The sequence below is a fragment of the Brenneria populi genome, assembly GCF_036016195.1.
In the GTDB taxonomy this organism is placed as follows: domain Bacteria; phylum Pseudomonadota; class Gammaproteobacteria; order Enterobacterales; family Enterobacteriaceae; genus Brenneria; species Brenneria populi.
Map to the genome: position 1 here is coordinate 281,969 of NZ_JAYWTM010000006.1, position 24,892 is coordinate 306,860.

A 24,892-nucleotide genomic window follows, 5' to 3' on the forward strand; every position below is an offset into this window, starting at 1 on the left:
TATGCAATCAACCATCCATAACCCCAGCCAACTGAACCAGTTTGAAGCACATTTTCGTGGTGTGACTGATGCGGTTGAAAGTGAATCGATACCAGAAGTGGCGTGTTGTCGAACGTTAGTACAACGGTCGTACTCAACACATAGTGTCGTGATCCCCAAGAACCCTGTTTTGATCGCAGATGCGGACGCACAAGGAGTTTGGGTAACGGCCATGGTATTTGTTCCAAACATGGCATTGCAGCAAACCGCTTATGAGCGGGCCTGGCTGCAATATCAACACGAGGTGTCAACTCAGTTACAAGACCAGTACGGTCTGACATTGGATGACATCCTGAGTTTAGACCAGCTTAAAACGTCATTTGAGCAGCACGAGAGTCCAGCTCAATTGGTGGCTTGGTTAGGTCAAAAATACGACCTGGATAAGCTAAAAGCACAGGTTTAAACACCCACATTCCCAGCGGGGAAACGCTCCCGCTGAGGGAGTATTCCCCCTAATGATTAGGAGACTCCCATGAATCATCCATTAAAAAACGCACTGCCAATCGTTGCCGCAGCTTATGGTGAAAAGTTTGGTGTGAAGGTGCTTATTCAAGGACAAGATGCGTTTACCGATGGTGAGCGGATTGTGATCCCAACAGCAAACCCAGACGACCCACACTATCAACAGATTGCTTGGGGTTATCTGGCTCATGAAGCGGCGCATATTCGGCATACTAATTTTGACATGGTGCAGAAGGCGTCGTCCAAACCGATCCGTAAGGCACTTCTCAATATCATTGAGGATGTTCGCATTGAAAACGAATTGGCAAAGGATTACCCCGGAACCCGGCGCAGTATTTCGCAAGTGATTGAGTACATGGTGGACACACAGCAAATGTGTGTACCTGAACAGCTTGAGCCTGCATCTAACTTGCAAGCCTGGTTGTTGTTCCGCTTGAGATGCCATTTTCTGGACCAGAAAGCGCTGACGCCTTTGTATCAAGCTGTTGATGAAAGAGTGAGACAACTCTTTCCTGCCGCAGCGATGAGCCGGTTAAGCGCCATGCTGACAGCAGTGCCTAGCCTGGCATCTACAGGTGAAGTGCTGAAACTTGTCGATGCCATCGTTGCCATGTTGGAAGAAGAATCTCGTCCACCACAGGATGAGTCGGATGCTGATGGCGGTGATGACATTGGACAAGATGTGAGTAATGACAGCAATAGCAGTAGTGACAGTCAAACCCCGGAAACAGGTTCGTCTGCAACAGGGGATGCTGCTGAAACGAGTGATTCTGATAACTCTGATCAAGCTGACACTTTGCGACAAGCCTTAGAGGCCAGTGCCGCTCAGTTTGAACCCGATACCTTTGCCCAAGTGGCAGAAGTGTTGTCGGAACAAGCTGAAGGACATCAGGGCGTCACACCTCTCAGTTTGCCCCAAGCAGAGCAAGCTATGTTGGGTGATGAGGCCATCTTGACCTTATCGGCGTCTGAGTCGGCTCAAATTCGAGCCCGACTTAGGGGCATGGTTCAGTCCAGTCAGGACAATCGGAATCATGCCAAAAGGCACGGTCTTCGAGTTGCAACTCATCGTCTTGCCGCTTCACAAGCAGGTGAGTCGAGATTGTTTATTCAAAGGCAGCCTCGCATTGCGCCCAATGCTGCTGTGCACTTGCTTGTCGATATATCGGGCTCAATGGGTAAGCCCATTGGCGAAGGTAATCGAAAGTACTTTCATGTTGCTAATGAAGCCGCTTTGGCTTTGGCCATGGCACTGGAAGGCATACCTGGTGTTGTACCTGCGGTCAGTTATTTTCCTGGTATTCATCAGGAAGTTTCTATCGCGTTATTGCCCAAGCAATCGGTTCGACATCGGGCCGCCTGTTTTGACCAAAAACCACGAGGTTGTACGCCTATGGCACAAGCGATGTGGTTTGCGGCAAACAGTTTGTTAGCGCAAAAACAGAAGCGAAAGCTAATGATAGTGCTAACGGATGGTGACCCAGATGATTGGGCTGCCACGCATGACATTGTTGACCGGTGCAGACGAAGTGGCTTTGAGCTGCTGGGAATAGGGATTCAAACACGCAGTGTTGAGAAATTCTTTCCTCAAAGCATCGTGATTAACGACGTCAAAGATCTGAAGCGTGAGTTATTCGAAGTAACACAACAACTGTTAATTCAGTAACCACATCAATTTTACCACCCTCCGGGGACGATTCCGTCCCCTTCAGGGCATGGGTTCGTCTCCGTTTTTTTTGGAGACTCCTATGAAAAACAAAAAATTCTTAGCTGGCGAAGAAGCCGGTACTTACATCGTTCCTGAGCAGGTGACCGAAGCGGATATATTAGATATGGCGCTCAAGCTTGCTCGTGGTCGATTGAGTAAAGGTCGAAAAATTGAACAGCCATCGTCGGCGTTCTCATACCTGCAAACACTGATGCACGAGTATGAGCACGAGGTTTTTGGTGTGCTGTTTCTTGATACAAAGCATCGCGTCATTCGATTTGAAGAGCTGTTCAAAGGCACTTTAGATGCGGCGAGCGTGTATCCAAGGGAAGTAACAAAACGAGCGCTAGAACTTAATGCGGCAGCAGTGATACTGGTTCATAACCATCCATCGGGTGATCCTGAACCCAGTGAAGCTGATAAACGCATTACTCATCGACTTCGTGACGCCTTGTCACTTGTTGATATTCGAACGCTTGACCATGTTGTGGTCGCATCCGAGGGCTGTGTTTCGCTTGCCGAACGCGGTTATCTTTGATGAATGGGCGCATTGCCCATTCTCCTCCATCACAAAAGCAGTCCCATCAACACACATCATCACAGCTCGAATTTCTATTTGAGTTTGATGATGCCCCAGTCACTTGGTCTGACACGGAAATCTGGCAGTTACGCGAAGGCATTCTATTGGATGCGATCCGTGTATTGCTGGATGGTCGCGTCAGTACTCGGTTGCGCAAGGATGTGTTGTCGTGGATTCAAAATGACGAATTAGCGCCATTTTGCTTTCGTGTTTGCGCAATGGCTGCGGTTGTCGATCCTGATGTGCTTCGTGATTCCATCATGTGGCTATTAAGACGACATGGTATCCAGCTTGACTAACGTTCCTGCATTAACCAAACGGCTGAATGCAGGACCCAAGCTGACTTTTACCACCTGTGGTAGGAGTCGGCTTTTTACTTAAGGAGGTTATATGGCGATACCTTTACAGATTGAAACAGTGAGGCCATATCTTAATGGTCAATGGCTTCAGGTATTGGCGGCATTGGTGCCAGAACTTGATGCCGCTATTGCTCGAAAAGGCCGTCATGTGGCTTGCCCTGTTCATGGCGGTCGTGATGGCTTTAGGCTGTTCAAAGATGCTGAATATACCGGAGGTGGCGTTTGTAACACCTGCGGTATCTTTCATGATGGTTTTGAACTGTTGTCTTGGATCAATGGATGGAACTTTGCTCAGTCTATTGAGGCAATCGGCCAGGTTCTTGGTATTCAATCCGGACAAATACAAGCGCCTACTCGGCCAATACCGAGTAACGCTGTTGATTGGAAGGCTAAAAAGCAGGAAGAGGACAAAGCGATTATCTATCGCTTGAATCAAACCTGGGGAGAAACGTTTTCTCTTGCAGATACTCGTGCGCAACCAGTTTGGAACTACTTGCATCGTCGTGGCATTGTTACCCGGCTTCGCCCTGAATGGGATTCGGTGCTGAGGTTTCATCCAAACTTGCCTTACCATGATGAAGATGGCCTGTTTATCGATAGCTACCCAGCGCTGCTAGGTAAAATCGTTACTCAGCAAGGGCGTTCGGCCACGTTTCATCGGATCTACCTAAGTGAAGATGGATTCAAAGCGCCGGTTGAAAAGCCTAAAAAGATGATGCCGATACCAAGTGACAGAACAATCACTGGTGGTGCCATTCGGATAGGTGAGCCTGGTGAGGTATTAGGTGTTTCTGAAGGCATCGAAACAGCTTTAGCGGTTACCAGAGCTACGGGACAGACATGTTGGTCGGTTGTGAATGCAACGCTACTGGCTAGGTTTGAACCACCAAGTAATGTGAAAATGCTGTACATCTGGGCAGACCACGATCTCTCTGAGACCGGCCTGAATGCAGCGAATGAACTCAAGAAAAAAGCCTGGCAAAAAGGCATTCTGACACAAATCTTGATCCCTCCGATACCAACGTCACTCGGCGTGAAAAGTTGGGATTGGAATGATGTGCTGAATGTTTACGGTGCCATGGGCTTTCCGAAAGTTCATATCTGATCCAAGGGGCTTCGGCCCCTTTTTTTGCGCCTTGCATATTTGAAAAAACATGGAGAATGAAAAATAGATAACCAATAGGAGAAACAAACATGATGGTATTAACCCTGTTAACAAAGCATATTGATGGTGAGTTTACGGTTTACTGGAAGACCGGCCTTCGAAGAGGTGGTGAGCTAAAGGTCGATTTAGGTGAGCAATACGACAAGCTACCTGAGCAGCAAAAGCCAATTGCAGCTGAGGTTTATGCTATTCATCACCTACTGTCAGTGAAAGAGGTGATGGGGGGTAACCGAAGCGGTAATGGGCTTCAAATCCGGGTCAGTAAAGGAGCTATCAAAAAGTTACAGAAACAACGCTCAACCCAGCATTCACTTTACAGCCTGACTAGGTTTTTGCTCACTCGATACCAGGAAGCACAGATCTCGGTAGAGAAGCGGGACGATTGGCTCTCACATTCCTTCGAAGAATACAGCGTCGATAATGCTACAGTGAGAGAAATCGATGAGATCATCAACGTTCCGAACATTGGACCTGTCGTGGTGACTCGTCATGCACTGGAACGGTTTGTGGAACGGCTTTCAGACGGTGCTCCTAAGCATCCTTGGAAGGCTTTGTGCTCAAAGCTGCTATGTTCGGGGCTAACTAAAACTCAGTTGCCAGAAAACGTCGCTATTCAAAAAGCAAAAAAATATGCTCAAGAGGCCGAGTTCTGGCAACATATTGGCAGTAAATTGCACTTCGTTTTGGTTCCAAGTGACCAAACAAAAACCTTGGTTACAGTTTTCTCGGTTAAATGATTTGTTGAATTAACTGTAGCTGCTTGCGAGTGTTCTTTAAGTGCTAAAATCGAATATTAATTACGTCACAACCAATCACACTCACCAGTGTTATCGACAACAGCCACTTTACTCCATCCTTGTTTCTTCAATGAATCGACTTCTTTTTGATTTATTTCTCCACTCTTACTTTCGATATGGCTCCTTTTCATTGCTAAGCAAAGTAAATGAGATGGCCGTGTCATAGCCACGTAATGAAGCTTTAATCGCTTGACATCAGAATCGGAGATTTTATTTTTGGGTTTGCATTTTATCCATGGAAAAATCATTTTTAAATGATGTGATTTATTGAATGTATCCAACACCAAAGTTGCAGTATGTGTTTCGCCCTTAACGGAATGAATTGAACCTAACTTGATATTCACTTTCCGTCCGTCGTTCTCTACAGTATATGTATTGTTCCGAGTACCAATATGATTTGAAGAAGAATCTTCAGGTAGTTGATAGTCCAGAAAGGGGTGGTCGCTCTGTGGAGCTACTCCGGATAGTGAAGTTACTACATCAATAACAATATCCTTCCATGTGGCGCTCCAATCAGCTTCAGAAGGAAAATTCCGGTCAACAGCGAGATAGCCTATAAGCTTAAGGTATTTATCGCAATTCACTTTGTCATCTTTTAGCGAATCCAAAATGAATCGATGATTTCTTTTCCTTGGTTTAGGATCGAATTGTGTTGATAAATCTTTAGCAAAGTTAATTATCCCTATAGTAATACGCTCAACTGTAGTGAATGATTCACCTCCAGACCCTACGGCGGCAAACTTTTCTCCCAACCTATGACCAGCATTGACATATTGCAAAAAAGTTTTAGGCTTTGGGTCTTTGCTTGCGATATCTGGATCGTATTGAATGCAGTAATGAGATAAATTGTGAGGTTTATTTTTTTCAGCCCCATCTTTATCTCGGTGTACAGCTCCAACAGCAGTAAAAGTCAATCGATCCAACAATTCTTGTTCTTCATCAAATACTGAGAGTAGATACTGCCCGTATGCTTTTAAAACAGCACCGGTGCTACCTTCATCAATTAGAAATATAGCGTGAGCTGCGTCTTTTGATAAACCGACCTTAGGTCCTTGGCCTGACAATCTCATTTTCCCTACAGATAAGGGAGAAGCTAAATTTGCTATTGATTGACCGAAGCGATGGCTATTTGGGAGGTCATACTTAACTTCATCTGATGGAAAACTATCAGTTTTTGCCCTACTAACCTCACCAGCATGATCGAATATTTCTTGATCACTATCACCGAATCGTACACGGCAAACAGCGCCATCACCTTCTATGAATGCTCTGTGAAGAATGGATGATTGAGCCTCACTGTTATCTTGAACTTCATCAAGGAATACGAGAGGGAAGCGGCCTCGAATATGCTGTTTTATAGAAGGTGAACAATCCATAAGATCATTTGCCCACATAAACATTTCATCATGCGTATGAATACCAAATTTTTGGATAGATTCTCGACAAGAGTCTGACATGTCCTTATATGGTTTCTTATCTACACCCAGTACGCCTTTCCCCCAAAACACTTGACCAATAGAGAGTTGACTATTAGTAGCCGTTATTACATTTTTAGACACCAAAGCTTTTTCAGCGTTTTCCCTAGTCCAGGATTTTAATCTATTCCAGCGCCAACTATATGCGAATTCTGAATCAATAACTTTTATGGGTAATCCCTTTGATCTCAACCAAGGAAGAGCCATAAATTCATTAATAAATCCATGTATAGTTCCAATGTAATGTGGGTACGATAGAAGCGACCGGCCGACCTCTGTTCCTCCTAGACGCTTTTCAATTTCCTCTTTCGCCACATTTGTATGCGATAAAATACACATACCTTGACGTCGGTAAGGCCAGTTACGTGCAAGTATTGCCAGCTTTGCAACAAGCAAAGTTGTTTTACCACTGCCGGGGCAAGCCGATACATCTAATGTTTCTCCAATAGATTTAAGTATTCGCTCTCTCGCGCCGTCATCTTTTTCCGGGGAAAAGGCATCATCGGGTAAGCCTAACACTCTCACAACCCAAGCAATATCATCATCCGTTATCTTTGGCAGATCAACTTTCACGAATCTCCTCCTGATGCTTTATTAAGATTCGATGTAACGTAGTCTATTGCCTCAACAACGTAGCTCGGGAGCTTAGCCCTTAAATCATAATCTTTGTCGCACTTTTTCTTATTCAAGATAATTTCACACAAATATTGTGCCGCGATGGACTTTGAAGCTTTAGAGCCTGTGACATACATTGCATAGACTTTACTGGCTAAAACTTCATTCTTGTCCCAGCCCTTATCTGCTGCAAGTTTGTCAGCTTCTTCCTTTAAGGTTGTATATTTAGCTTGGGCCTTCTCAAATTTTTCCTCAGCTGTTTTTTCAGAGTAATTATCACCCTCATCCCATATTGCCAATTGAGCAGCAATATAGACTTCTTCAGCCAAAGCGTTGTCGTTTGCAAATGCTAAGTCATACTCTAGCGTCCACTCATCTGCTACAAATGACTTAACATTTTGCCCATGGGCCTTGGATTTAATCTTTTCCTTATGTTCATTTAATTTTGTCACTGGAAAATCCCGTTTAGCACGCCACTTTCTCTCCTCTCCGTCCCCTAATGTCGGCCAATCACTATCGTCTTTGATGATCTTAGTAATATAGGGACCACAGTTCGGCATAACGTCCAAGTCGGTGACACAAGCGACAGGAACAGTTTGTATTCCATCTTGATCAGGATTTTTTCTCATTAAGATTTTAGCGTATCGACGTAGTCCAACTCCTCCGACATTGATTATAGAAACACCATGCTCCGTAAAATCTTTACCAATGCACCTAGCCAAGGTAGGCATCAAAATATTTTCCGCGTCCCCCTCTACAATCATGACACCGCGAGCGAAAAATAGATTAGCTTTAGTTACATCTAGAAAACGCGAGAGGAATTTATAATCATTTGAATCAAGCTCAGTCTCACCATCAGCAGTAGAAAAAGCTTTACCAGACCGAATAATAACTAAATTATTAAGATTAATTTCAGATGCTAGGTTTGGGCTATGTGTGGTGATTATTATTTGTGGTTTGTTTTCTTTATAATTTTGAGAATCAACTATTTTTTGCAAATACTGTACTAGCCTAAGTTGACGTTGTGCATGAACATGTGCCTCAGGCTCCTCTATTAACAATAACGGAAAATGCTCTTGCTCATCAGCTAAAAGGATTAATTCGCATGCAATAAAAAGGATGTTGTTTGATCCCAGTCCCAATCGCCCAGATGTGTTGTCCACATTGAGAGTTAGTTTCTCTAAGAGTTGTCTAAGTCTTTGGGAATCAGAGCCATTCTGACTAACAGAAATCGAGCTTTTTAGTGAATCCCCATGAAGTTGCAATTCTTCTAAATGACTATTTACTTTTGACTTTCCATTCTCAATATGAGGGTGAACTTCAATAAGCTTATTGAATAAATCACCTAATCCTAGTAATCCCAGACTTTTAATTTCCTCGAAGCTAAGTAGAGAAAGATCAGCATTTACGGCGTCAAAGAGCTTACCTACTTCTGCGCCATTGAGTGAATTTAACACCATCGAAAGCCTAGAATTACGTCCGGAGGATAGCTCTCGCTCAGCATCACGTAGTGGCCTTAGATATGTAGCTGCAAGCAATAAACGGCAATTGTTGTCAATGTTTGGGCCATCTCCATTCTTACCAGATCGAATGTCTGTGGCGATATATGGCCTTCCTGCCCTAGTTCCCATGCGCTTTGCTGTAAGAGTAAGGTGAAGGATAGGTTCATCTTCGTAATTAACCCCGTATGTTAAGTATTCTGCGAATCCTGATTTATCGCTGGGTGTTAATTTTTTAAATGTTCCAAATATTTTAATTTCATTTGATTCTGAGTTATCTTTGATTGCCTTGTGAAAGTCATCATCGTTAAATCGAAGCCATTCTTGATCAGTTGTCCCGAGGAGAAATCTTAGAGCATCAATTACGGCTGTCTTGCCAGAGTCATTTTCACCTACAAGAGCTGTTACTCCTTCGCGAAATCTAACCTTAATGCCGTCAGGGCCAAATGATCTAAAGTTAGTAATGCTCAGTTCGGCTAGGTACACTATATTTATCCTTAATTGTTAACTACTTGAAGTCCGTTTGGGGTCGGAATCTAATTTTATCTCAGACTATCAGACAAATGTGGAATTGTCTGCTTCACACTCATAGAAGAAAATCAATCAGTTTTCTTCTTGGTTTCGAACTTTACTCATTGGCGAAATTCGATTTATGAAGGCCCAAGAGGTAGTCAGAAACACACACGATTCCTTCATCTATCTGGCCAGTCACTCTTAAGGGGATCTTTAGCATGTTAGCTCTATGAAATTTTCTGGAGCTGACAATGAGAACCCCCTTGTTCCCTTGGTTCATCCTATGGATGACCATCCCAATCATTATCTTCTTTCTATTCATCTTGCCCGCCCATGCCAGTGATGGACCGTTCTATCAGCGTGGTCAAGAAGGCTGGTTTTGGTATCAGGCCATTCCTGAGCCAGCGAAGCCTAAAGAGCTATTAAAGCAGGAATTTGGTTCCGTTGAGTCCAGTCAGGACGAGCTAAAGCCCTTCAGTGCAGCTTGGTTTCGTGAGCACATGCAGTCGTTCATGGACAAGGCAATTGATGAGCCGACGAATGAGAACGTCAGAGCCTATCTGTATCTCCAGCGCGTCATGATGGATAAGGGCTCACAGTTTGCTGATGTTAGTCAGCAGGTGGTCATGGGCGATCCTGTTTTGGATGAAATCAGTCGCAGACCCTTGGCGACCTATGCTGCCAATCGGATGGATCGAGAAGCTGGCGCTCAACGGGATGTTGCTTTAGGTGAGGTAGCAAAACGGGCTGGATTGTTCTTTTTCTATCGTTCAGATTGCCCTTATTGCCATGCTCAAGCGCCTATCATCGAATCTATGGCCTTAAACTATGGGTTCGAGGTGTTTGCTATTGCTGTCGATGGCTTGCCTTTACCCGGTGGAGAGTTTCCCAATTACAAAGTCGATTCAGGACAAGCACAATCCTTGTCCGTTACGACTGTCCCTGCCGTGTTCTTAGTTGACCCGCCTAACGTCATTACTCCGATTGGGCAAGGCGCAATGAGCCTTGATGAGCTCAATAATCGAATTATTCTCGCAGCCCATCAAGCCGGTTGGATTGACGATCAAACTTACTATACCACCAGACCTGTTCAGCCCGGCGTGTCACTCGCGATGTCAGCTCAAGAGCTTAACGAAAAAATATTACAGGACCCTGAGTTCCTTGTTCGCTATCTGCGTGCACAAGGAGGGTTATAACAATGAAAAAAGTATTACGAGTATCGCTAATCGCCTGTGCGATTGGTTTTTCATCTATGAGCCAAGCAAGCTTGCAACAGGAGATGAACCAGTTGTTTGGTTCAATGACCAACACCACTGCGCCTGGCGTATTTGAGAGTCAACGGCGTGGTGTGATATCTGGCGGAAGCGTTGTTGTTCGTAACAGGATCATGAACGAGAACCTCGTCTCTATGGTGCCACCGTCATTCCAAGCCGGTTGTGGCGGCATTGATATGTTCGCGGGAAGTTTGTCATTTGTTAACGCGGATCAGTTTGTTCAATTACTTCGCTCTGTTGCTGCAAACGCCAAGGGGTATGCATTCCAATTGGCGCTCAGTGCTATGTGTGAGAAATGCTCACAGCACATGGAGACACTGCAAAAGAAAATCCAGCAGTTGAACGAGTATTTTGGTAACTCCTGTCAAATGGCTCAGGGAGTCGTGAACGATACCCTGGCTGCTTTTGGTAAAAAGGGGCAAACAGAAGCCAGCATGTTGAGCTCACTTAAAGGGGCTGGGGACATTTTTACCAGTTGGAGTGAGTCCAATGGTAAGAACCCATATGAGAACGCTTCGAGTGTCGCGGCATCTGATGTAAACAGAACGATTAAAGGTAATTTGGTTTGGCGAGCACTGAAACGTCATTCGGCATCAAGCTGGTTTGCATCGGGGGATGACCGTTTTCTTGAAGCAGTTATGTCGGTGACTGGTTCGATCATTGTTGGTGATCTAGCTAATGCCGCTGATGGCCAAGGTAAAGCCCCGAAACTGACCAGACTGAATGGCAATAAAGTGACTATTGAGCATCTAATTCACGGCGGTAACGTCGCTATGTACCGATGTGACACAGTGACACAAGACGGCTGTCTGAGTCCGACAATCACTAACGTGACCCTGACGGGGTTATCAACCCAAGTAGAAAATTTACTTCTTGGTACAGGTTCCAGTAACGGCATTATTTTTAAGTTTGCTCGAAATACAGGAGCTGCTAGCACCACCGAAAAGGCTTTTATGACATCGGCTCCTGCGAGCATTGGCGGCATGATTCGAACACTTTCTGCATTAAATGAAGGGGCTGCTAGGTCGTTTGCTTCACGAGCGGCGCCATTTATTGCTGTTGAGATGGCCCGAGCATTGGTTGAAGACATGCTCAATGCAGCTAGAAGTACCTCTGGTGTAGAAGATCATGCCTATGCGAAGTTGTTAACTGAAGACCTTGAACGTGCACGTCGCCAAATCAATGAGGAATACGCCGCGTTACAGCGAAGATACGGCTCAGAGCAAGAATTGCTGGCGCACTTTAACCAAGTGATTCAGACCATTCGCAAACAGCGTTATTACACCGTTAAATCTACGGCGTTGGGGGAATAGGTCATGTGGGAAATCTATTCCATCGGGGATTCGGCTTTTTTAGAGCAGGTCCTGAACGCTGTCGCGATGATCACTGGTACAGGCGATTTCACTTCAATGGTTCGCATTGGCTTGCTCATTGGGGTATTGATGGTCTCTGTTCAGGCCTTAATGCAAGGTGGTCGTGGGATTAACTTTCAACATGTTTTAGTCTCATGGCTAGTCTTTGCAACCATGTTTGGGCCCAGTACCCGAGTGAGCATTGAGGATGCGTACACGGGGCAAGTTCGAGTGGTTGATAATGTGCCCATCGGTGTTGCTGCCGCAGGTAGTACGATTTCGACTGTTGGCTTTCAAATCACGCGATTGTTTGAAACGGCGTTCTCAACTCCCGCCATGACGGAATACGGCTTTGCATCCAGTTTACAGTCACTGATTAAAGTGAGAAAACAGGTGATGGATCGCTCTGGGTTGGGTGATGCAAATCGTGTCGCCGGTTCGGACATCGAGCAATCGTGGTTTAACTACATCAAAGAGTGCACCTTGATTGGTATCGACATTGGCCAAAAGAACCTCGATCAGGTGCTGAGTGATCCTAACCCGATGACTGCGATTAGGTTTGATTCGCGCATTTATGGCACTCGAATCATGCTCAGTGGTAGCAGTAGCGATCTGGACTGCACCGATGCCTACAGCCAACTGAAACTCATGACAGAATCAACCTTCATTCCAAGGCTTAAACAGGTTCTGTCGGCCTCATTGGGAACTTCGTCAGCAACGGATACTGATGACGTGATCCGAAATGCACTGAATAACCTTGGTTTGGCTTCGGTTAACACCCAAGAGTACATGACCGCGTCGGTGCTTTTGCCTATCTATGAGCAAAGCGTGACGGGCAAATATATGGATGATCAAGCTTTCACCGCCGCCGTTATGGTTAACCAAGCGATTGAGCAGCGCAATACGCAATGGGCGGCGGAGCAGACCCTGTTCCAAAGCATCGTTCGTCCGATGATGACGTTTTTTGAGGGTTTCATTTACGCCATCACCCCATTGATGGCCTTTGTGATTGCCCTTGGCCAAATCGGGATGCGAATGGCCGGGAAGTACTTGTTAATCCTGCTTTGGATTCAACTTTGGATGCCTGTCATGGCCATCATTAACCTGTATATTCATTTAACCGTTGCAGGGAAAATGTCGGCTCTTGATGCATTTGCAGGTACAGAAGTGCCATCTTTTGCTGGGATGATGCAGATGGATTCAGTGCTGCAAACCTGGATAGCTACTGGCGGCATGTTGGCGTCGAGTGTTCCGGCGATTTCGCTCATGCTTGTGTATGGCTCAGCAATAACCGCTACCCACTTGGCTGGACGTCTTCAAAACGGTGATGCCATTGATGAAAAGATGGCAAGTCCAGATGTCTCGAAAAATGCACCGGTGATGCAATCACAGTCAATGTTCCAAAATTCAGCCCTCACTGGTTCTGCAATGACCGGTGCGTCAAACTTACTAAGCAGTTTCTCTGTCGGAAACGCAGTGGGTTCAATGGTCGGCTCTGCAAAAGAATCCATGACTCAGGCAACTCAAGCCTTTAGTCGTCAAGTTGGCAATACCATGAGTCGAACCTTTGGTGAAAAGCTAAGTTACGACAATCTATCTTCAGTTGGACGTCAAATCGGTTCTTCTAATTCCGCATCTAGCGCCGTTGTTAATCAGGTCACTGATGACCTGCAAACACGGTATGGTTTCGGAGACGATAAAAAAGACGCTGTACGTGGCTTGGTATCGGGCGTGCTATCGGGAGGCCTAAGGGTCGGTGGCGATGGAACTATTACTAATCCCGGTGAGAAAGAAGTTGCTGATAAGGGTTTTCTTGGAAGGCTTCTTGGTACTGGCGGCAATGATTCTCCACAGGGCAACTTGCCAGGAGTCGATAAGCCAGACTCATCTCGTGTACCAAAACTATCAAGGGTACGAGCAGGCTTGGATTTAGGTGGTAACTTTAGTGGCCAAGTTGAGTCGTCAGAAGGCAGCTCTCGGTCAACGACCGCAAATACGCTCACTGGGGAGATGCAAAGCTTGGCATCAAGTGATTCACGACGTGCTGAGTATCGCGATGCAATGGTTAAGGACCTTTCAGATTCAAGACGTTCTGGCGTTGAGATGTCCTTGTCTAACCAAGACTATCAGTCTCTTCAGAGTTCAGCACAAGACGTTGTCACGGCATCAAACCGCTTTAGTGAGCTTGATCAGGCCAGCTACAGTCTATCAGGACAAAGGAACACGGATGGTGCGACGTTAACTCGATTAGCAGCGGATAATCCTGAAGTCATGGATTATTTAGGTCGCTATATGAACCAGCATGTTGAAGCAGGTAACCGATTACGTGAAAACCTTCCAATGTATCAGCGCTTGCTACCTGATGATAATCAGGCGTATGTGGCCGCAGCTATGGAGTCTTTAACCTATAGCAACTCCTCTACGCCCGCTGAACGAGACAATGACTATCAAGCAGCAATGACTGTTATGGCGATGGCTACCGGAGCCGATTTACGATCTATTCAGCCACGCTCTAATGAAGGCTTGTCATCAACGGCACCTACTTTTGGTGGCACTCAAAGCCAAGTTGAATCCGGTGTTCTGGGAGGCTATGAGGATGCTGCAACAGTTCAAACGCAGTTCAATTCGGCTCAATCTGCTTACCAAACCAATCTTTCTGGTGTAGATGGACAGCTGAATGCGCATCAGCAACAAGCCCAGCAGGCCGTAGCTTCTGACACAAGTACCTATCAATCTGGACTAAACAGTGAAGCTGGCTCTCAGTGGCGATCTCGCATTATGGCTGATGATAGCGGAGTCTCTGGTGCTGAAATGTTCTTCAACAGCGCCAGTGCTATTGGTGATTTCAGTGGCAAGCATACTGATGCAGCATTGCATACCTTGAATCATTTTGGCGGAGACTATGAGAGTTACAAGGAGCAAGCCCTTGCAGAACCTGGCTCACGAGGTTTCTTGCACAATGCAACGGTGGCCAGCAAATCAACATGGGATGGGTTAAAAGCAGCCGTTGATGCCGGAACCTCTTTGGAAAATCCTTTGACGGCGTTTAATGATGCATACAGTGGATCGAGTTCGCAGTATGCCTCCGAAGTTAACTGGGGCACTAAGTCTGAAGCCATGTTGGCTGGGGCATTCGGTGCGGCAGTTAACAATCGATACGGTGAGTTCTTAGAACAGTACGCCGATGATTTTAAACAGGAAGCATACAGCGAAGGGCAGAGAATGGGATTGACCCCGATTCAAAGTCAAGTGTTTGCTCAAGCTTTCAATGAAGGTTTGGCGGGGCGCGTATTCAACTCTGAAGACTCATCGAGTTGGTCGCCTGAAATGCTAGGTCTAAGGGAGCAAATGCTAAATGAGTATCGTCAAAAGGATGAGAGTGGCGCTTACATTCCTGACAGTGTGTCCGAAGAAGATAAAGCATTTGTGGATAAGCAGATAGCGGTGATCTCAAATGCATCGCTTGCGGGAGATTATGCTCAGAACAACTTGATCGATATTAGGGCCTATAACCAGGCATCAGGAAGGAACTGAAAATAGAAGGTAGCCAGCTTGTGGTTGGCTGGCTATTTTTTTGGCTTTTTGGGATACCTTGGATAAAAGCCATCAAAAAACGAATGGAGCTTATACCAATACCATTTTTCTTCAATGCTCAAAGTTCTACCCGAATCTTTAACTTGGCTACTCAAGAATCTAATTCCAGTACAAATAGCTAAGAAAAAGAGTCCCAAACCAACAATTGTCCAACTCGCTTGCCAATATGCGATTGCTACAAGCATAGTGATTATGGCTATAAGTCCGATGGGATTACAGGTCGCTTTGAATCCCAAGTAGCTGAAAAAAACGACGGTGCAGAACAGAAATGGCAAAGCCGCTAACTTGGCAGATGCCGTTAATATTTCTGATGGAAAAAAATGAGCCGCTGCCAAAGTCGCCAGAAAAAGCCCCAGTGATATAAACCAGCAGCGTGCTGGTAAAGATTTAAGTAAGTTTGTCATCTTCTTAGTACTCTCAAAGTGCACAGACGGTGCACAATCAAATCATGCATCAGCATGTTAGTTCTCAAAAAGTGCTCTAGTGGTTTGCTCGGCCATAATCTCACACACAGGGCATTTAAGCTGAATGCGCTGTTGTGATACCGTCAAATACAGACTGCCGCATCGACACCGGTGTAAGGATGCAAGCTGTGATCTTAAATCACGAGCTAGAACCCAACCTTCATTGATGGTCAGTTTTTTCCAGGGGATCTCAGCTGGAAGATCTGCTTCTTCTCTTGCAACCAAATACGCATCGTAAGCCTTCATCAAAGCATCGATATTTAATTGCTTGTAGACATTATCACCACCAATATTGACATAAAGCGCCATCAGCAGGGAGCCTTCAACTAGGGCTCTTCTGCTTTTAACAATGGCATCAGATTCTGGTAATTGACCAGGACAAGGTGACTTGCCAGTCACTTCTTTGTGCAGCCTTCTGATAATGTGGATTGGCAAACCAGTATCGAGCGCGATAATGGTTGTTCGAAATCCGTATTTAATAAGCAGCGAGGCTCGGGTAAACAGCTCACTTTTGGACAGGTTATCAATCATGCATCCCCCTTGTTGTTTAGGGTTGATAATAAATAAGCGATTCTTGGGATACCTGTGCCTTTGCTCTTCACCATCTCAATCAGTTGGCTTTGGTTACCCCTTGGTTGAAACAGCATGAATGATGAGGTCGCAACTCGTTGCAGGTCGTCAACACCGGCATTAATCAGTGCATCCACCACGTCGCGTGTAAGTCCAAAGCGCAAGACAGCCTCTTGCGGATCAATGCGCGCCAATTCCCGTGCTGCGTGCAGGTACGCCAAGTTTAATTGATAGAAGTCTTGTTGATTGGTTGTCATTGACGGACCTCCAGTTCATGTAAAATATTGCGATAAATAGAAAGCACTCTTTGCCCATACCAGCGTGCACGCTCTTCGTTCCAACTGTGATAGCGGCCTATGCCAAGCTCTAAATCGTTAGGTGAAGACTTGATTGCTTCGGCCAAAATACTGGAGCCGACGGTAAGGTTGGTGATGGGGTCTAGCAGTTCCGCCGCTGAGCTCACCCGATGTCCGTGCCAATGCAAATTGATTTGCATTAGGCCAATATCGAGCTGGTATTTTTCACTCTCTTGCAGTGCTTGGTTTAACAGTTGCTCCGCTTCTGTCTGAGATTTGGCGTAGGTTGCGTTTGAACCATTGCGAATTGCGTATGGCCATGGACTGGTCATGTTAAGACCTCGATGTGAGGCCGACTCAGCCAAGGCAACGGCGTAGAGCATGACTGGATCAATACCAACATTTTGTGCTGCTTTTTCCCACTGATAGCCCGGAAACGCATAGACTGAAGTGCTTGCGGACATGGCTATCACTAGGGCAACGGTTTTTGCTTTAATCGTTTTCATTTTTGTCCTCTAATTGATTTCCGAGAAGCGCCTGAATGGCTTTCGGGCTTATTCTTTTTAATGGCACTGCGCTAAAGTCAGCGATGCCTCTCGTATAAACTTGTGCCGCTTTTGACCAGTCACCCACGGCAACAGGCGCTTGCATATCAAATCCTTTTTGCTGGTTCTGATGGTCTGCAATACCCTGTAATAGCCTTGGGTATTCACCCACTTCGTCCCGTAGCAAGTAAGCCTGGTAGCGTGTTAAAAACTCTTTTTGCTTAAAGGGGTATTCCCTGTCATCAACCTTGCAGAGTTCAACCCATCCACCCATGTCTGAAATCACGCGGTGAATAAGCGCATCGTCAAACATCACGGATGTCCAAGCGCCAACCTGACGAACAGCCTTGTCAACTTTGTTCCAAGCAACCATGGCTCTTGAACCCGAGTTGCCATCGATATGCTTGATGACGTCAGCGGGCTTTGGAAAAAATTGCCCAGTATCCGGTGATTGAATATGCCGAGTCAGACCGATTCGCACTTCTTCAATGCTATAAGCACGAAGGGCTTCAAATGCGATGGATAGCAATTGTGGTGATACGCTTTTGCCATACATGGCCCAAGCTGCTCCCCAAACTTCAGCAAACTCGCGTTTATCAACCTCCTGCACTTGAACGAACCTCCCGAATACCTGGTCCGGCCCAGCTTTCAGCAATGCGGCGATTGCTTTCTTCAATATTCAATTGGTGATTGCTGCCCTTTAGGCTCGTCGATGATTGCTGTACTTCATCAATGCGAACGTACTCGTCTTCCCATTGCCGGTTTAAAAGCCAGTTATGTGGCATAGGGGTCTTAGTCCGATCTTGATACTGCAATCGGTTGTCTCGTTGCTCTTTCCAGCGTGTTAGGACTTCCAAGGCGAGTTCATGATCTTCATTGAGGCCCATGCGCAGCCATTCTTCTTTGGCTTTCGCTTTTTTTTCTTTGCGTATTTGTACATCCCAGAAGTCTTCGAACTGTATCTGGTTAACAGTTTTAACTGTTGGCTTATTGCTTCTCTCAGAGTCATCCGACCGTTGAGAGTCCCTTACCGGGTTGCCATCAGGCATAAACAATGATGAAAATTCTTCTGGAAGCCGAGCTTGAAAAGCGGCAAGAGATTTCAAAAGCGATGCCATACCAACGAAGTCGGCAGGTACATCTTTAAGCAACCGAAAGGCTGCCTTACCTTGGTTCGGGTTTTCGATTGGGTTGTGCTTCAGAAAGCTCCTAATCAAAGTCCAACCGGATTCCTCGCAACGAATGAGGAACTGATCTTGTTCTAACTCATTTAGAGCCTTGGCAACCTGTTGCTCTTCCCAGTTCAAGTCAGAAGCAACGTAACCAATCGGCAATCGAAAGCAGCCAAGCAAATTACAATGTGGGCATGTAAGCAAATACAGTCCTAGCAACTTCGCTGAGTCACTCCAGGACAAAACGTTTTGCTTTAGCCAAAAGCGGGTATAGACCTTGCCATAATCACGCATGGAGGAACTCGCTTTTGTGTTTACGTAAAATGCTGACCATTATTTGCCCTTAATCCTACTGGTTACTGGCTTTCAGCTCGCTTGGGCATTCGGGATAGATGTCCGGTCTTAACTGGGATCGGGTTACCTGTCCTTGCGTAGCTTGTTCGATTGGTAAAACGAATTCAGCGGGAACACGCCCTGATTTATTCAACCAAAACCAGACGTTTTGCTGTTTTGAGTTGATGGCTCGTGCTAATGCTGATTGCCCGCCGACCAAGTCAATGGCACGGCGGAGATGTTTTTGTGTCGTGTTGAACACTTCCATACCGTCTCCTGTTACAATAATAACTGTTACAAGATTGAATGTTACAGTTTAAACTGTAGATTAGTCAACAGTTAAAATTGTTGAAAGGCTACAGTTTTATTTGTAGAATACGGGCTTATGAAAACTTTATCCGAACGACTAAACCATGCCTTGCAGCTTACTGGGGTGACTCAGTCTGAGTTGGCTCGTCGCATTGGTATCAAACAGCAGTCGATCAGCCAGATTTGCTCTGGTAAATCGGCTAGGTCTCGTTACACCATGCAGATCGCGGAGGCGCTTCGCGTGAATGCTCATTGGCTCGCCACAGGTGATGGCGAGATTGGCTTGGGGGTCGGTAATGTAGAAGTCGGGCCTGACATTAAGGGAAGAATTCCTCTCATTAACTGGGTTCAGGCCGGTGATTGGACTGAAATAGCGGAGGGATTTGCCCATGAAGATGCTGAGGAGTGGCGTGAAGTCACTGGGAAAGCACATGAGGGTTGTTTCGCACTTCGCGTAAAAGGCGACAGTATGGAAAATCCAAGCGGAAAAAAATCCATACCTGAGGGGGCAGTGATCGTTGTTGATCCTGAGTTACCTTATTCTTCAGGTTCATTGGTTGTTGCGCGTTTGGATGATTCGAAAGAAGCAACCTTTAAGCAGTTAGTTATTGATGGTGAACAGAAGTACCTAAAACCTTTGAACCCGCAATACCCTGCAATACCGATCAACGGCAACTGCACCATCATCGGTGTAGTACGACAAGCTATCATCGATTTCTGGTAGCGAAGGAATTTGTGGTTTAGCCACAGTTGTTCATGAGCTGAAGAAGCAACGATTGCAAACAGCTACAACTGAGCATTGGCGCACGCTGAGAGTAAATGGTAACAGATTAGATAACCATTGATTGTTTATAAAGTCAAGATCAGCGAAAATAGCGGCCAATTACGATTAACACGACGGATTTGACAAGCGAAGAACTGAAAATAGAGTACTTCCAAAAGTGTGTACAAATCCGTGTACAAACTAAAAGAATTTATACATGGCAAACCAAGATTTTCTTAATGAAATCAATAAGCGAAGGACCTTTGCTATCATCTCTCACCCCGACGCCGGTAAGACCACCATTACGGAAAAAGTATTACTGTTCGGACAGGCGCTGCAAACCGCAGGTACGGTAAAAGGGCGGGGGTCGAATCAGCACGCCAAATCCGACTGGATGGAGATGGAGAAACAGCGCGGCATCTCCATTACCACGTCCGTGATGCAGTTTCCCTACCATAACTGCCTGGTTAACCTGCTGGATACCCCGGGGCACGAAGACTTCTCCGAAGATACCTACCGTACGCTGACCGCAGTGGACTGCTGCTTGATGGTGATTGACGCGGCGAAAGGGGTGGAAGATCGCACCCGTAAGCTGATGGAGGTCACCCGTCTGCGCGACACGCCGATCCTGACGTTTATGAACAAGCTCGACCGCGATATCCGCGATCCGATGGAACTGCTGGATGAGGTGGAAAACGAGCTGAAAATCGCCTGCGCGCCCATTACCTGGCCAATCGGCTGCGGCAAGTTGTTCAAAGGCGTTTACCACCTCTATAAAGATGAAACCTATCTTTATCAGACGGGTAAGGGCCATACCATCCAGGAAGTGCGTATGGTAAAAGGGCTGGATAACCCGGATCTGGACAAAGCTATCGGCGAAGAGCTGGCGCTGCAACTGCGTGAAGAGCTGGACCTGGTAAAAGGCGCTTCGCATGAGTTTGAGCTGGAGGCCTTCCTGTCCGGCGATCTGACGCCGGTTTTCTTTGGTACGGCGTTGGGCAACTTTGGCGTCGACCATATGCTGGACGGCCTGATAGCCTGGGCTCCGGCGCCGATGCCGCGAAAAACCGACGTCCGCGTCGTCAAGGCGGATGAGGAAAAATTCACCGGTTTTGTGTTTAAAATTCAGGCCAATATGGATCCTAAACACCGTGACCGCGTGGCTTTTATGCGCGTGGTGTCCGGCAAATATGAGAAGGGGATGAAGCTGCGTCAGGTGCGTACCGGCAAAGACGTGGTGATTTCCGACGCGCTGACTTTCATGGCCGGCGACCGTTCTCATGTCGAAGAGGCCTATCCCGGCGATATTATCGGCCTGCACAACCACGGGACCATTCAGATCGGGGATACTTTTACTCAGGGCGAGGATATTAAGTTCACCGGTATTCCCAACTTTGCGCCGGAGCTGTTCCGTCGTATCCGTCTGCGCGACCCGCTGAAGCAAAAGCAATTGCTGAAAGGGCTGGTGCAGCTTTCGGAGGAAGGGGCCGTGCAGGTTTTTCGTCCGTTGATCAACAACGACCTTATCGTGGGCGCGGTGGGGGTGCTGCAGTTTGATGTGGTGGTCGCCCGCCTGAAGAGCGAATATAACGTGGAAGCCGTCTACGAATCCGTTAACGTGTCCACCGCCCGCTGGGTCGAATGCGATGACGTGAAGAAGTTCGAAGAGTTCAAGCGCAAGAACGAGCAGCACCTGGCGCTGGACGGCGGCGACAACCTCTCTTACGTCGCCCCGACCATGGTTAACCTGAATCTGACGCGCGAACGTTACCCGGAAGTGCAGTTCCATCAAACGCGCGAACATTAATTAATTCGCGCTTTCAGCGGATTAAATTTCCATACCCGAAACGGCCGCGAAGAGCATGGCCGCTTCGGGCGTTTTATTTTATTTTTTATCAGTATGTTATGTCAATTTTGCTCCCCCGCCGCGCCGGAAAATCAGGCCACAGACAAATCTGAATTCCCCCCGATTCCACTTCTTTTCTCGATATTCCCCTGCGATTTCCGATCCGGTGGTCTATAGTTAACAACGTGTTAATGATTTTAGTTTGTTTAACTATTAACGCGATTACTGGCAGTGCATTGTATTGACTTTTGGCTGCTTATAAAAACGGTACGCTGTTTTCTCGTCGTTTATGTGATTTTATGCCGAAGGCATAAAGCGAAGCGCCGTATGGGGCCAGAAACAATCACCGACGCTGCATGCCTAATCATCCGCGTTGATTCGCCCGACCTTTTTTGTCGGGCATATAAAAACAGCAAAAGGAAGAAATCGATGACAAAGACCAAACTGACTCAATCTCTGCTCGCGGTTGTTCTGGGTTCTATTCTTGTCGGCGGCAATGCGCTGGCTGAGGATACCCTGGGACAAAAAGCACAGCGCGTCGCAGATACCACGGGTGAGAAAGTCGATAGTTCCGTCAATAAAGCATCAGACTACATCGGCGACAGTACGACCACGGCGAAGGTAAAGAGCGCGCTGCTGGAAGATAAAACCATTAAGAGCGGCGATATCTCCGTTGCCACCACCGGCGGGGTCGTCACCCTGAGCGGGTTTGTCGGCAGCCAGGATGCCGCAACGCACGCGGTGCAGATCGCGAGCAAAACGGAAGGCGTGAAATCCGTCAGCGACAAGCTTCAGATTAAGGACAACGACACGCAGTCCGTCGGTGCCTACGCCGACGACGCGATGACGACCAGTTCGATTAAAGCCAAACTGCTGGCGGACGATATCGTTCCTTCCCGTAAGGTAAAGGTTGAAACCCACGAGGGCGTGGTGCAGCTGAGCGGCGAAGTCGACAATCAGGCCCAGGCCGCGCGCGCTGAAAGCGTCGCCAAAAGCGTCAGCGGCGTGAAAAGCGTTAAAAACGACTTAACGGTTAAGTCGTAATACGCCGATCCCGAATAGGCTAATGGCGTATCACTTAAGCCGGCTTTTAGGGGAAGCTCGGGGGGAGGCTCCCGTAGGAACGCCTCACCCCGGTGGTCGTCCCGAATTCGTCTCTACGGCTTAAGTCAACGGCATGATGACCCGTCAATAAATCGGGTGGTTTATTTCGCTAAACCACCCGCAATAACCAGTAAAGCACCATCTCCATAATGTGGTTATGCAATCGGCATCGGGTTTCGATTGCCGCCACGCCGTTCAGTTTTCTGATGAGGAGCCCGTATGTTACGTTGGGGAATTATCTTTTTAGTGATCTCGCTGATCGCCGCCGCATTGGGTTTTGGCGGGCTGGCGGGCACCGCGGCAGGGGCGGCTAAAATCGTCTTTGTGGTTGGTATCATCCTGTTCCTGGTGAGCGTGTTCACCGGCCGCAGACGGCCTTAGCATCAAATAAGGGGAGAATTATCGAGCCGCAGGACGAAAACGCCAACGCGTTTTTGCACAGCGCTGGCGGGCGAGACCCACGGATGGGCCGAGTCACAACGCCCATGCGGCTTGAAGTATGACGGTGATCGGCGGCGATGCCATGTGGCTGTCATATTTTACCCGCACACTGTGAACCGCGGCACTCATTTGGCTTCGGCAATATTACCTCGCATCTTTCAAGTTGCAGCGGTGTTGGCGTTATAACGGGATCGCGCCCTGGGTTAATCGTAGGAGCGGTTTCGCCGCTGATTGGCTGCACCTTGAAATCTATTGGGTATAGCGGGAGGTGTGTGATGAATAGCGATATCGTTGTCGGCAAATGGAAACAGCTGAAAGGGAATTTCTTGGCAATGTGGGCCGAGTGGTTTGACAGCGACTGCGCATGGCTGGAAGGGAACAATGGCTATTTATCCGGCGTGCTGCAGGAAGATTACGGCAAAGAGTATGAGAAAGCCTCCTCGGAGAAGCGCGTCATACACTGAAATAAATATTGACGAGGCGCTTTTCTGTTGCCAGTCTGCCGGCATTAACCGCGGGTTCCATCCGGCAGACTTACCATACCGGCCAAGGCGATGACAACAGAAAACAGGCTTAGCGGCAACAGCGGCACCCGATATGCATTTATCGATACGCACTGCCATTTCGATTTTCCGCCGTTCAGCGAAGACATCGCGGCAAGCTTAGGTGCGGCCGCCGCCGCCGGCGTTGAACGTATCGTTATCCCGGCGGTTGAATCCCGTTACTTTGCGCGCGTGCTGCGGCTGGCATGCGGCCATACCTCTCTTTATGCCGCGCTTGGGCTGCATCCTCTCTATATTTCCCGTCATCAAGACGCCGACCTGGCGTCGCTGGAAGCGCAACTGCGGCAACGCGCGGCGAAGCTGGCGGCGGTGGGCGAGATAGGGCTGGATCTTTATATGCCGGAGCCGCAGTTGGCGCGGCAACTCGCACTGCTTGAAGCCCAGCTCAAGTTGGCCAAACGCTACGATTACCCCGTTATTTTGCACTCGCGCCGCAGCCACGATCGACTCGCGCAGCTGTTGCGCCGCGCGGCGGTGCCGCGTACGGGGGTGGTTCACGGGTTTGCCGGAAGCCTGGAGCAAGCGCGGGCCTTTGTCCGCTTGGGTTATTGCATCGGCGTTGGCGGCACCATCACTTATCCTCGGGCGAATAAGACGCGTCAGGCGATTGCCCAGCTGCCTCTCGACAGTTTATTGCTGGAAACGGATGCGCCGGATATGCCGGTTTGCGGCCATCAGGGGGAGCCGAACCGCCCTGAGCGGATAGCCGCGGTTTTTCACTCCCTATGCCAACTGCGTTCTGAACCCGCCGATGTCGTCGCCGCCGCGCTCTATCACAACGCTCTGCGTCTGTTCGCGCTGTCATAAGCCGGGCTAAGGCCGGCGATATCGCGTTTCAGCCCGGCGGGCGCGCATCGCGGGAAAAGCGGCCGGCGTAATTTCAGGTCATAAACGAAAAAAACGTGATATAGATCGCTATTACATATTTTTGATTATTTGATGTTGTATATAATTGTGACATAAGTCGGCCCCGATCCAGAGCCTGCATCTATAATCGTTTCAGTGGATCGTATCGATTTGGGTGCGGTCGGACTGCTGGCCCCTTACCTATATA

Annotated in this window: 24 protein-coding genes; 15 read left to right on the top strand and 9 right to left on the bottom strand. The window is 47.4% G+C overall.

From position 1 onward, the window contains the following. Nucleotide 1: 1 nt before the first annotated feature. The 6 genes from VSX58_RS08745 (at nt 2) to VSX58_RS08770 (ending at nt 5,050) form a co-directional block, all read left to right on the top strand. Nucleotides 2-442 (top strand): hypothetical protein, encoded by a 441-nt coding sequence (locus VSX58_RS08745; protein WP_118090121.1) that lies wholly within the window; start codon nt 2-4, stop codon nt 440-442. A gap of 69 nt (nt 443-511) precedes the next feature. Beyond that, complete coding sequence (locus VSX58_RS08750) at nt 512-2,167, top strand: VWA domain-containing protein (RefSeq protein ID WP_327617731.1); 1,656 nt, start codon at nt 512-514, stop codon at nt 2,165-2,167. A gap of 82 nt (nt 2,168-2,249) precedes the next feature. Beyond that, on the top strand, nt 2,250-2,747 hold the full coding sequence (gene radC, locus VSX58_RS08755) for a RadC family protein (protein ID WP_000791199.1): 498 nt from the start codon (nt 2,250-2,252) through the stop codon (nt 2,745-2,747). After that, complete coding sequence (locus VSX58_RS08760; protein ID WP_087504538.1) at nt 2,747-3,088, top strand: plasmid-related protein; 342 nt, start codon at nt 2,747-2,749, stop codon at nt 3,086-3,088. The genes radC and VSX58_RS08760 overlap by 1 nt, the downstream gene beginning before the upstream one ends. A 91-nt stretch (nt 3,089-3,179) precedes the next feature. Beyond that, complete coding sequence (locus VSX58_RS08765) at nt 3,180-4,253, top strand: DUF7146 domain-containing protein (RefSeq protein WP_327617732.1); 1,074 nt, start codon at nt 3,180-3,182, stop codon at nt 4,251-4,253. An 89-nt stretch (nt 4,254-4,342) separates the two neighbouring features. Beyond that, nucleotides 4,343-5,050 (top strand): hypothetical protein, encoded by a 708-nt coding sequence (locus tag VSX58_RS08770; protein ID WP_327617733.1) that lies wholly within the window; start codon nt 4,343-4,345, stop codon nt 5,048-5,050. Between the two features lie 65 nt (nt 5,051-5,115). On the opposite strand, the gene VSX58_RS08775 is transcribed toward VSX58_RS08770, so the two are convergent. Continuing rightward, nucleotides 5,116-7,158, bottom strand: a complete 2,043-nt coding sequence (locus tag VSX58_RS08775; protein ID WP_156846309.1) for a UvrD-helicase domain-containing protein — start codon at nt 7,156-7,158, stop codon at nt 5,116-5,118. Beyond that, a complete protein-coding gene (locus tag VSX58_RS08780; RefSeq protein ID WP_156846310.1) occupies nt 7,155-9,185 on the bottom strand; it encodes an ATP-dependent nuclease in 2,031 nt (676 codons plus the stop codon). The genes VSX58_RS08775 and VSX58_RS08780 overlap by 4 nt, the downstream gene beginning before the upstream one ends. Before the next feature lie 278 nt (nt 9,186-9,463). Here VSX58_RS08780 and VSX58_RS08785 point away from each other — a divergent pair, with 278 nt between their 5' ends. From VSX58_RS08785 to VSX58_RS08795, 3 genes are read left to right on the top strand one after another with little or no spacing between them, the layout of a single operon-like run. Further along, complete coding sequence (locus VSX58_RS08785; protein WP_327617734.1) at nt 9,464-10,408, top strand: thioredoxin family protein; 945 nt, start codon at nt 9,464-9,466, stop codon at nt 10,406-10,408. 2 nt (nt 10,409-10,410) lie between these two features. Then, nucleotides 10,411-11,799, top strand: coding sequence for a conjugal transfer protein TraH (locus VSX58_RS08790; protein ID WP_193021844.1), 1,389 nt, complete (start codon nt 10,411-10,413; stop codon nt 11,797-11,799). A gap of 3 nt (nt 11,800-11,802) precedes the next feature. After that, a complete protein-coding gene (locus VSX58_RS08795) occupies nt 11,803-15,372 on the top strand; it encodes a conjugal transfer protein TraG N-terminal domain-containing protein (RefSeq protein ID WP_327617735.1) in 3,570 nt (1,189 codons plus the stop codon). A gap of 32 nt (nt 15,373-15,404) precedes the next feature. Here VSX58_RS08795 and eexS read toward each other — a convergent pair whose 3' ends face one another. The 7 genes from eexS to VSX58_RS08830 are packed head-to-tail and all read right to left on the bottom strand — an operon-like array spanning nt 15,405 to nt 19,080. Continuing rightward, nucleotides 15,405-15,836, bottom strand: coding sequence for an entry exclusion protein EexS (gene eexS / locus VSX58_RS08800; protein WP_063527794.1), 432 nt, complete (start codon nt 15,834-15,836; stop codon nt 15,405-15,407). A 57-nt stretch (nt 15,837-15,893) separates the two neighbouring features. After that, the gene (locus VSX58_RS08805) at nt 15,894-16,427 is read right to left on the bottom strand and encodes a FlhC family transcriptional regulator (RefSeq protein ID WP_000566753.1); all 534 of its coding nucleotides are present in this window, start codon (nt 16,425-16,427) and stop codon (nt 15,894-15,896) included. Beyond that, nucleotides 16,424-16,723 carry a flagellar transcriptional regulator FlhD gene (locus VSX58_RS08810; RefSeq protein WP_000210563.1) on the bottom strand — a complete coding sequence of 100 codons (300 nt, stop codon included), beginning with the start codon at nt 16,721-16,723 and terminating at the stop codon, nt 16,424-16,426. The genes VSX58_RS08805 and VSX58_RS08810 overlap by 4 nt, the downstream gene beginning before the upstream one ends. Further along, nucleotides 16,720-17,268 carry a lytic transglycosylase domain-containing protein gene (locus VSX58_RS08815; protein WP_327617736.1) on the bottom strand — a complete coding sequence of 183 codons (549 nt, stop codon included), beginning with the start codon at nt 17,266-17,268 and terminating at the stop codon, nt 16,720-16,722. The genes VSX58_RS08810 and VSX58_RS08815 overlap by 4 nt, the downstream gene beginning before the upstream one ends. Continuing rightward, nucleotides 17,255-17,917 carry a DUF6475 domain-containing protein gene (locus VSX58_RS08820; protein ID WP_007105460.1) on the bottom strand — a complete coding sequence of 221 codons (663 nt, stop codon included), beginning with the start codon at nt 17,915-17,917 and terminating at the stop codon, nt 17,255-17,257. The genes VSX58_RS08815 and VSX58_RS08820 overlap by 14 nt, the downstream gene beginning before the upstream one ends. After that, complete coding sequence (locus tag VSX58_RS08825) at nt 17,904-18,773, bottom strand: hypothetical protein (RefSeq protein ID WP_012368349.1); 870 nt, start codon at nt 18,771-18,773, stop codon at nt 17,904-17,906. The genes VSX58_RS08820 and VSX58_RS08825 overlap by 14 nt, the downstream gene beginning before the upstream one ends. Nucleotides 18,774-18,828: 55 nt before the next feature. Continuing rightward, nucleotides 18,829-19,080 carry a helix-turn-helix domain-containing protein gene (locus VSX58_RS08830; RefSeq protein ID WP_000451746.1) on the bottom strand — a complete coding sequence of 84 codons (252 nt, stop codon included), beginning with the start codon at nt 19,078-19,080 and terminating at the stop codon, nt 18,829-18,831. Nucleotides 19,081-19,197: 117 nt separating this feature from the next. On the opposite strand from VSX58_RS08830, the gene VSX58_RS08835 reads away from it, so the two are divergent. From VSX58_RS08835 to VSX58_RS08860, 6 genes are all read left to right on the top strand, one after another. Then, nucleotides 19,198-19,845: a LexA family protein gene (locus VSX58_RS08835; RefSeq protein WP_000854920.1), complete on the top strand. Its 648-nt coding sequence runs from the start codon at nt 19,198-19,200 to the stop codon at nt 19,843-19,845. Between the two features lie 256 nt (nt 19,846-20,101). Further along, complete coding sequence (gene prfC / locus VSX58_RS08840) at nt 20,102-21,691, top strand: peptide chain release factor 3 (RefSeq protein WP_327617737.1); 1,590 nt, start codon at nt 20,102-20,104, stop codon at nt 21,689-21,691. Between the two features lie 468 nt (nt 21,692-22,159). Then, entirely contained in the window at nt 22,160-22,774 is a 615-nt protein-coding gene (osmY, locus tag VSX58_RS08845) for a molecular chaperone OsmY (RefSeq protein WP_327615135.1), read from the top strand. 279 nt (nt 22,775-23,053) lie between these two features. Further along, nucleotides 23,054-23,215, top strand: coding sequence for a DUF1328 domain-containing protein (locus VSX58_RS08850; protein WP_327615134.1), 162 nt, complete (start codon nt 23,054-23,056; stop codon nt 23,213-23,215). 335 nt (nt 23,216-23,550) lie between these two features. Beyond that, the gene (locus VSX58_RS08855) at nt 23,551-23,739 is read left to right on the top strand and encodes a CsbD family protein (protein WP_327615133.1); all 189 of its coding nucleotides are present in this window, start codon (nt 23,551-23,553) and stop codon (nt 23,737-23,739) included. A gap of 90 nt (nt 23,740-23,829) precedes the next feature. Beyond that, a complete protein-coding gene (locus VSX58_RS08860) occupies nt 23,830-24,645 on the top strand; it encodes a TatD family hydrolase (protein ID WP_327617738.1) in 816 nt (271 codons plus the stop codon). Nucleotides 24,646-24,892 lie beyond the last annotated feature (247 nt).

Bases quoted from the DNA above. Each gene is read 5' to 3' on its own strand.
- VSX58_RS08785 (WP_327617734.1), top strand. From the start codon at position 9,464: ATGAGAACCCCCTTGTTCCCTTGGTTCATCCTATGGATGACCATCCCA.
- VSX58_RS08770 (WP_327617733.1), top strand. From the start codon at position 4,343: ATGATGGTATTAACCCTGTTAACAAAGCATATTGATGGTGAGTTTACG.
- VSX58_RS08765 (WP_327617732.1), top strand. From the start codon at position 3,180: ATGGCGATACCTTTACAGATTGAAACAGTGAGGCCATATCTTAATGGT.
- VSX58_RS08835 (WP_000854920.1), top strand. From the start codon at position 19,198: ATGAAAACTTTATCCGAACGACTAAACCATGCCTTGCAGCTTACTGGG.
- VSX58_RS08855 (WP_327615133.1), top strand. From the start codon at position 23,551: ATGAATAGCGATATCGTTGTCGGCAAATGGAAACAGCTGAAAGGGAAT.
- VSX58_RS08750 (WP_327617731.1), top strand. From the start codon at position 512: ATGAATCATCCATTAAAAAACGCACTGCCAATCGTTGCCGCAGCTTAT.
- radC (WP_000791199.1), top strand. From the start codon at position 2,250: ATGAAAAACAAAAAATTCTTAGCTGGCGAAGAAGCCGGTACTTACATC.
- VSX58_RS08825 (WP_012368349.1), bottom strand. From the start codon at position 18,773: ATGCGTGATTATGGCAAGGTCTATACCCGCTTTTGGCTAAAGCAAAAC.
- prfC (WP_327617737.1), top strand. From the start codon at position 20,102: ATGGCAAACCAAGATTTTCTTAATGAAATCAATAAGCGAAGGACCTTT.
- VSX58_RS08830 (WP_000451746.1), bottom strand. From the start codon at position 19,080: ATGGAAGTGTTCAACACGACACAAAAACATCTCCGCCGTGCCATTGAC.
- VSX58_RS08860 (WP_327617738.1), top strand. From the start codon at position 23,830: ATGACAACAGAAAACAGGCTTAGCGGCAACAGCGGCACCCGATATGCA.
- VSX58_RS08810 (WP_000210563.1), bottom strand. From the start codon at position 16,723: ATGACAACCAATCAACAAGACTTCTATCAATTAAACTTGGCGTACCTG.
- VSX58_RS08745 (WP_118090121.1), top strand. From the start codon at position 2: ATGCAATCAACCATCCATAACCCCAGCCAACTGAACCAGTTTGAAGCA.
- VSX58_RS08850 (WP_327615134.1), top strand. From the start codon at position 23,054: ATGTTACGTTGGGGAATTATCTTTTTAGTGATCTCGCTGATCGCCGCC.
- osmY (WP_327615135.1), top strand. From the start codon at position 22,160: ATGACAAAGACCAAACTGACTCAATCTCTGCTCGCGGTTGTTCTGGGT.
- VSX58_RS08795 (WP_327617735.1), top strand. From the start codon at position 11,803: ATGTGGGAAATCTATTCCATCGGGGATTCGGCTTTTTTAGAGCAGGTC.
- VSX58_RS08790 (WP_193021844.1), top strand. From the start codon at position 10,411: ATGAAAAAAGTATTACGAGTATCGCTAATCGCCTGTGCGATTGGTTTT.
- eexS (WP_063527794.1), bottom strand. From the start codon at position 15,836: ATGACAAACTTACTTAAATCTTTACCAGCACGCTGCTGGTTTATATCA.
- VSX58_RS08815 (WP_327617736.1), bottom strand. From the start codon at position 17,268: ATGAAAACGATTAAAGCAAAAACCGTTGCCCTAGTGATAGCCATGTCC.
- VSX58_RS08805 (WP_000566753.1), bottom strand. From the start codon at position 16,427: ATGATTGATAACCTGTCCAAAAGTGAGCTGTTTACCCGAGCCTCGCTG.
- VSX58_RS08760 (WP_087504538.1), top strand. From the start codon at position 2,747: ATGAATGGGCGCATTGCCCATTCTCCTCCATCACAAAAGCAGTCCCAT.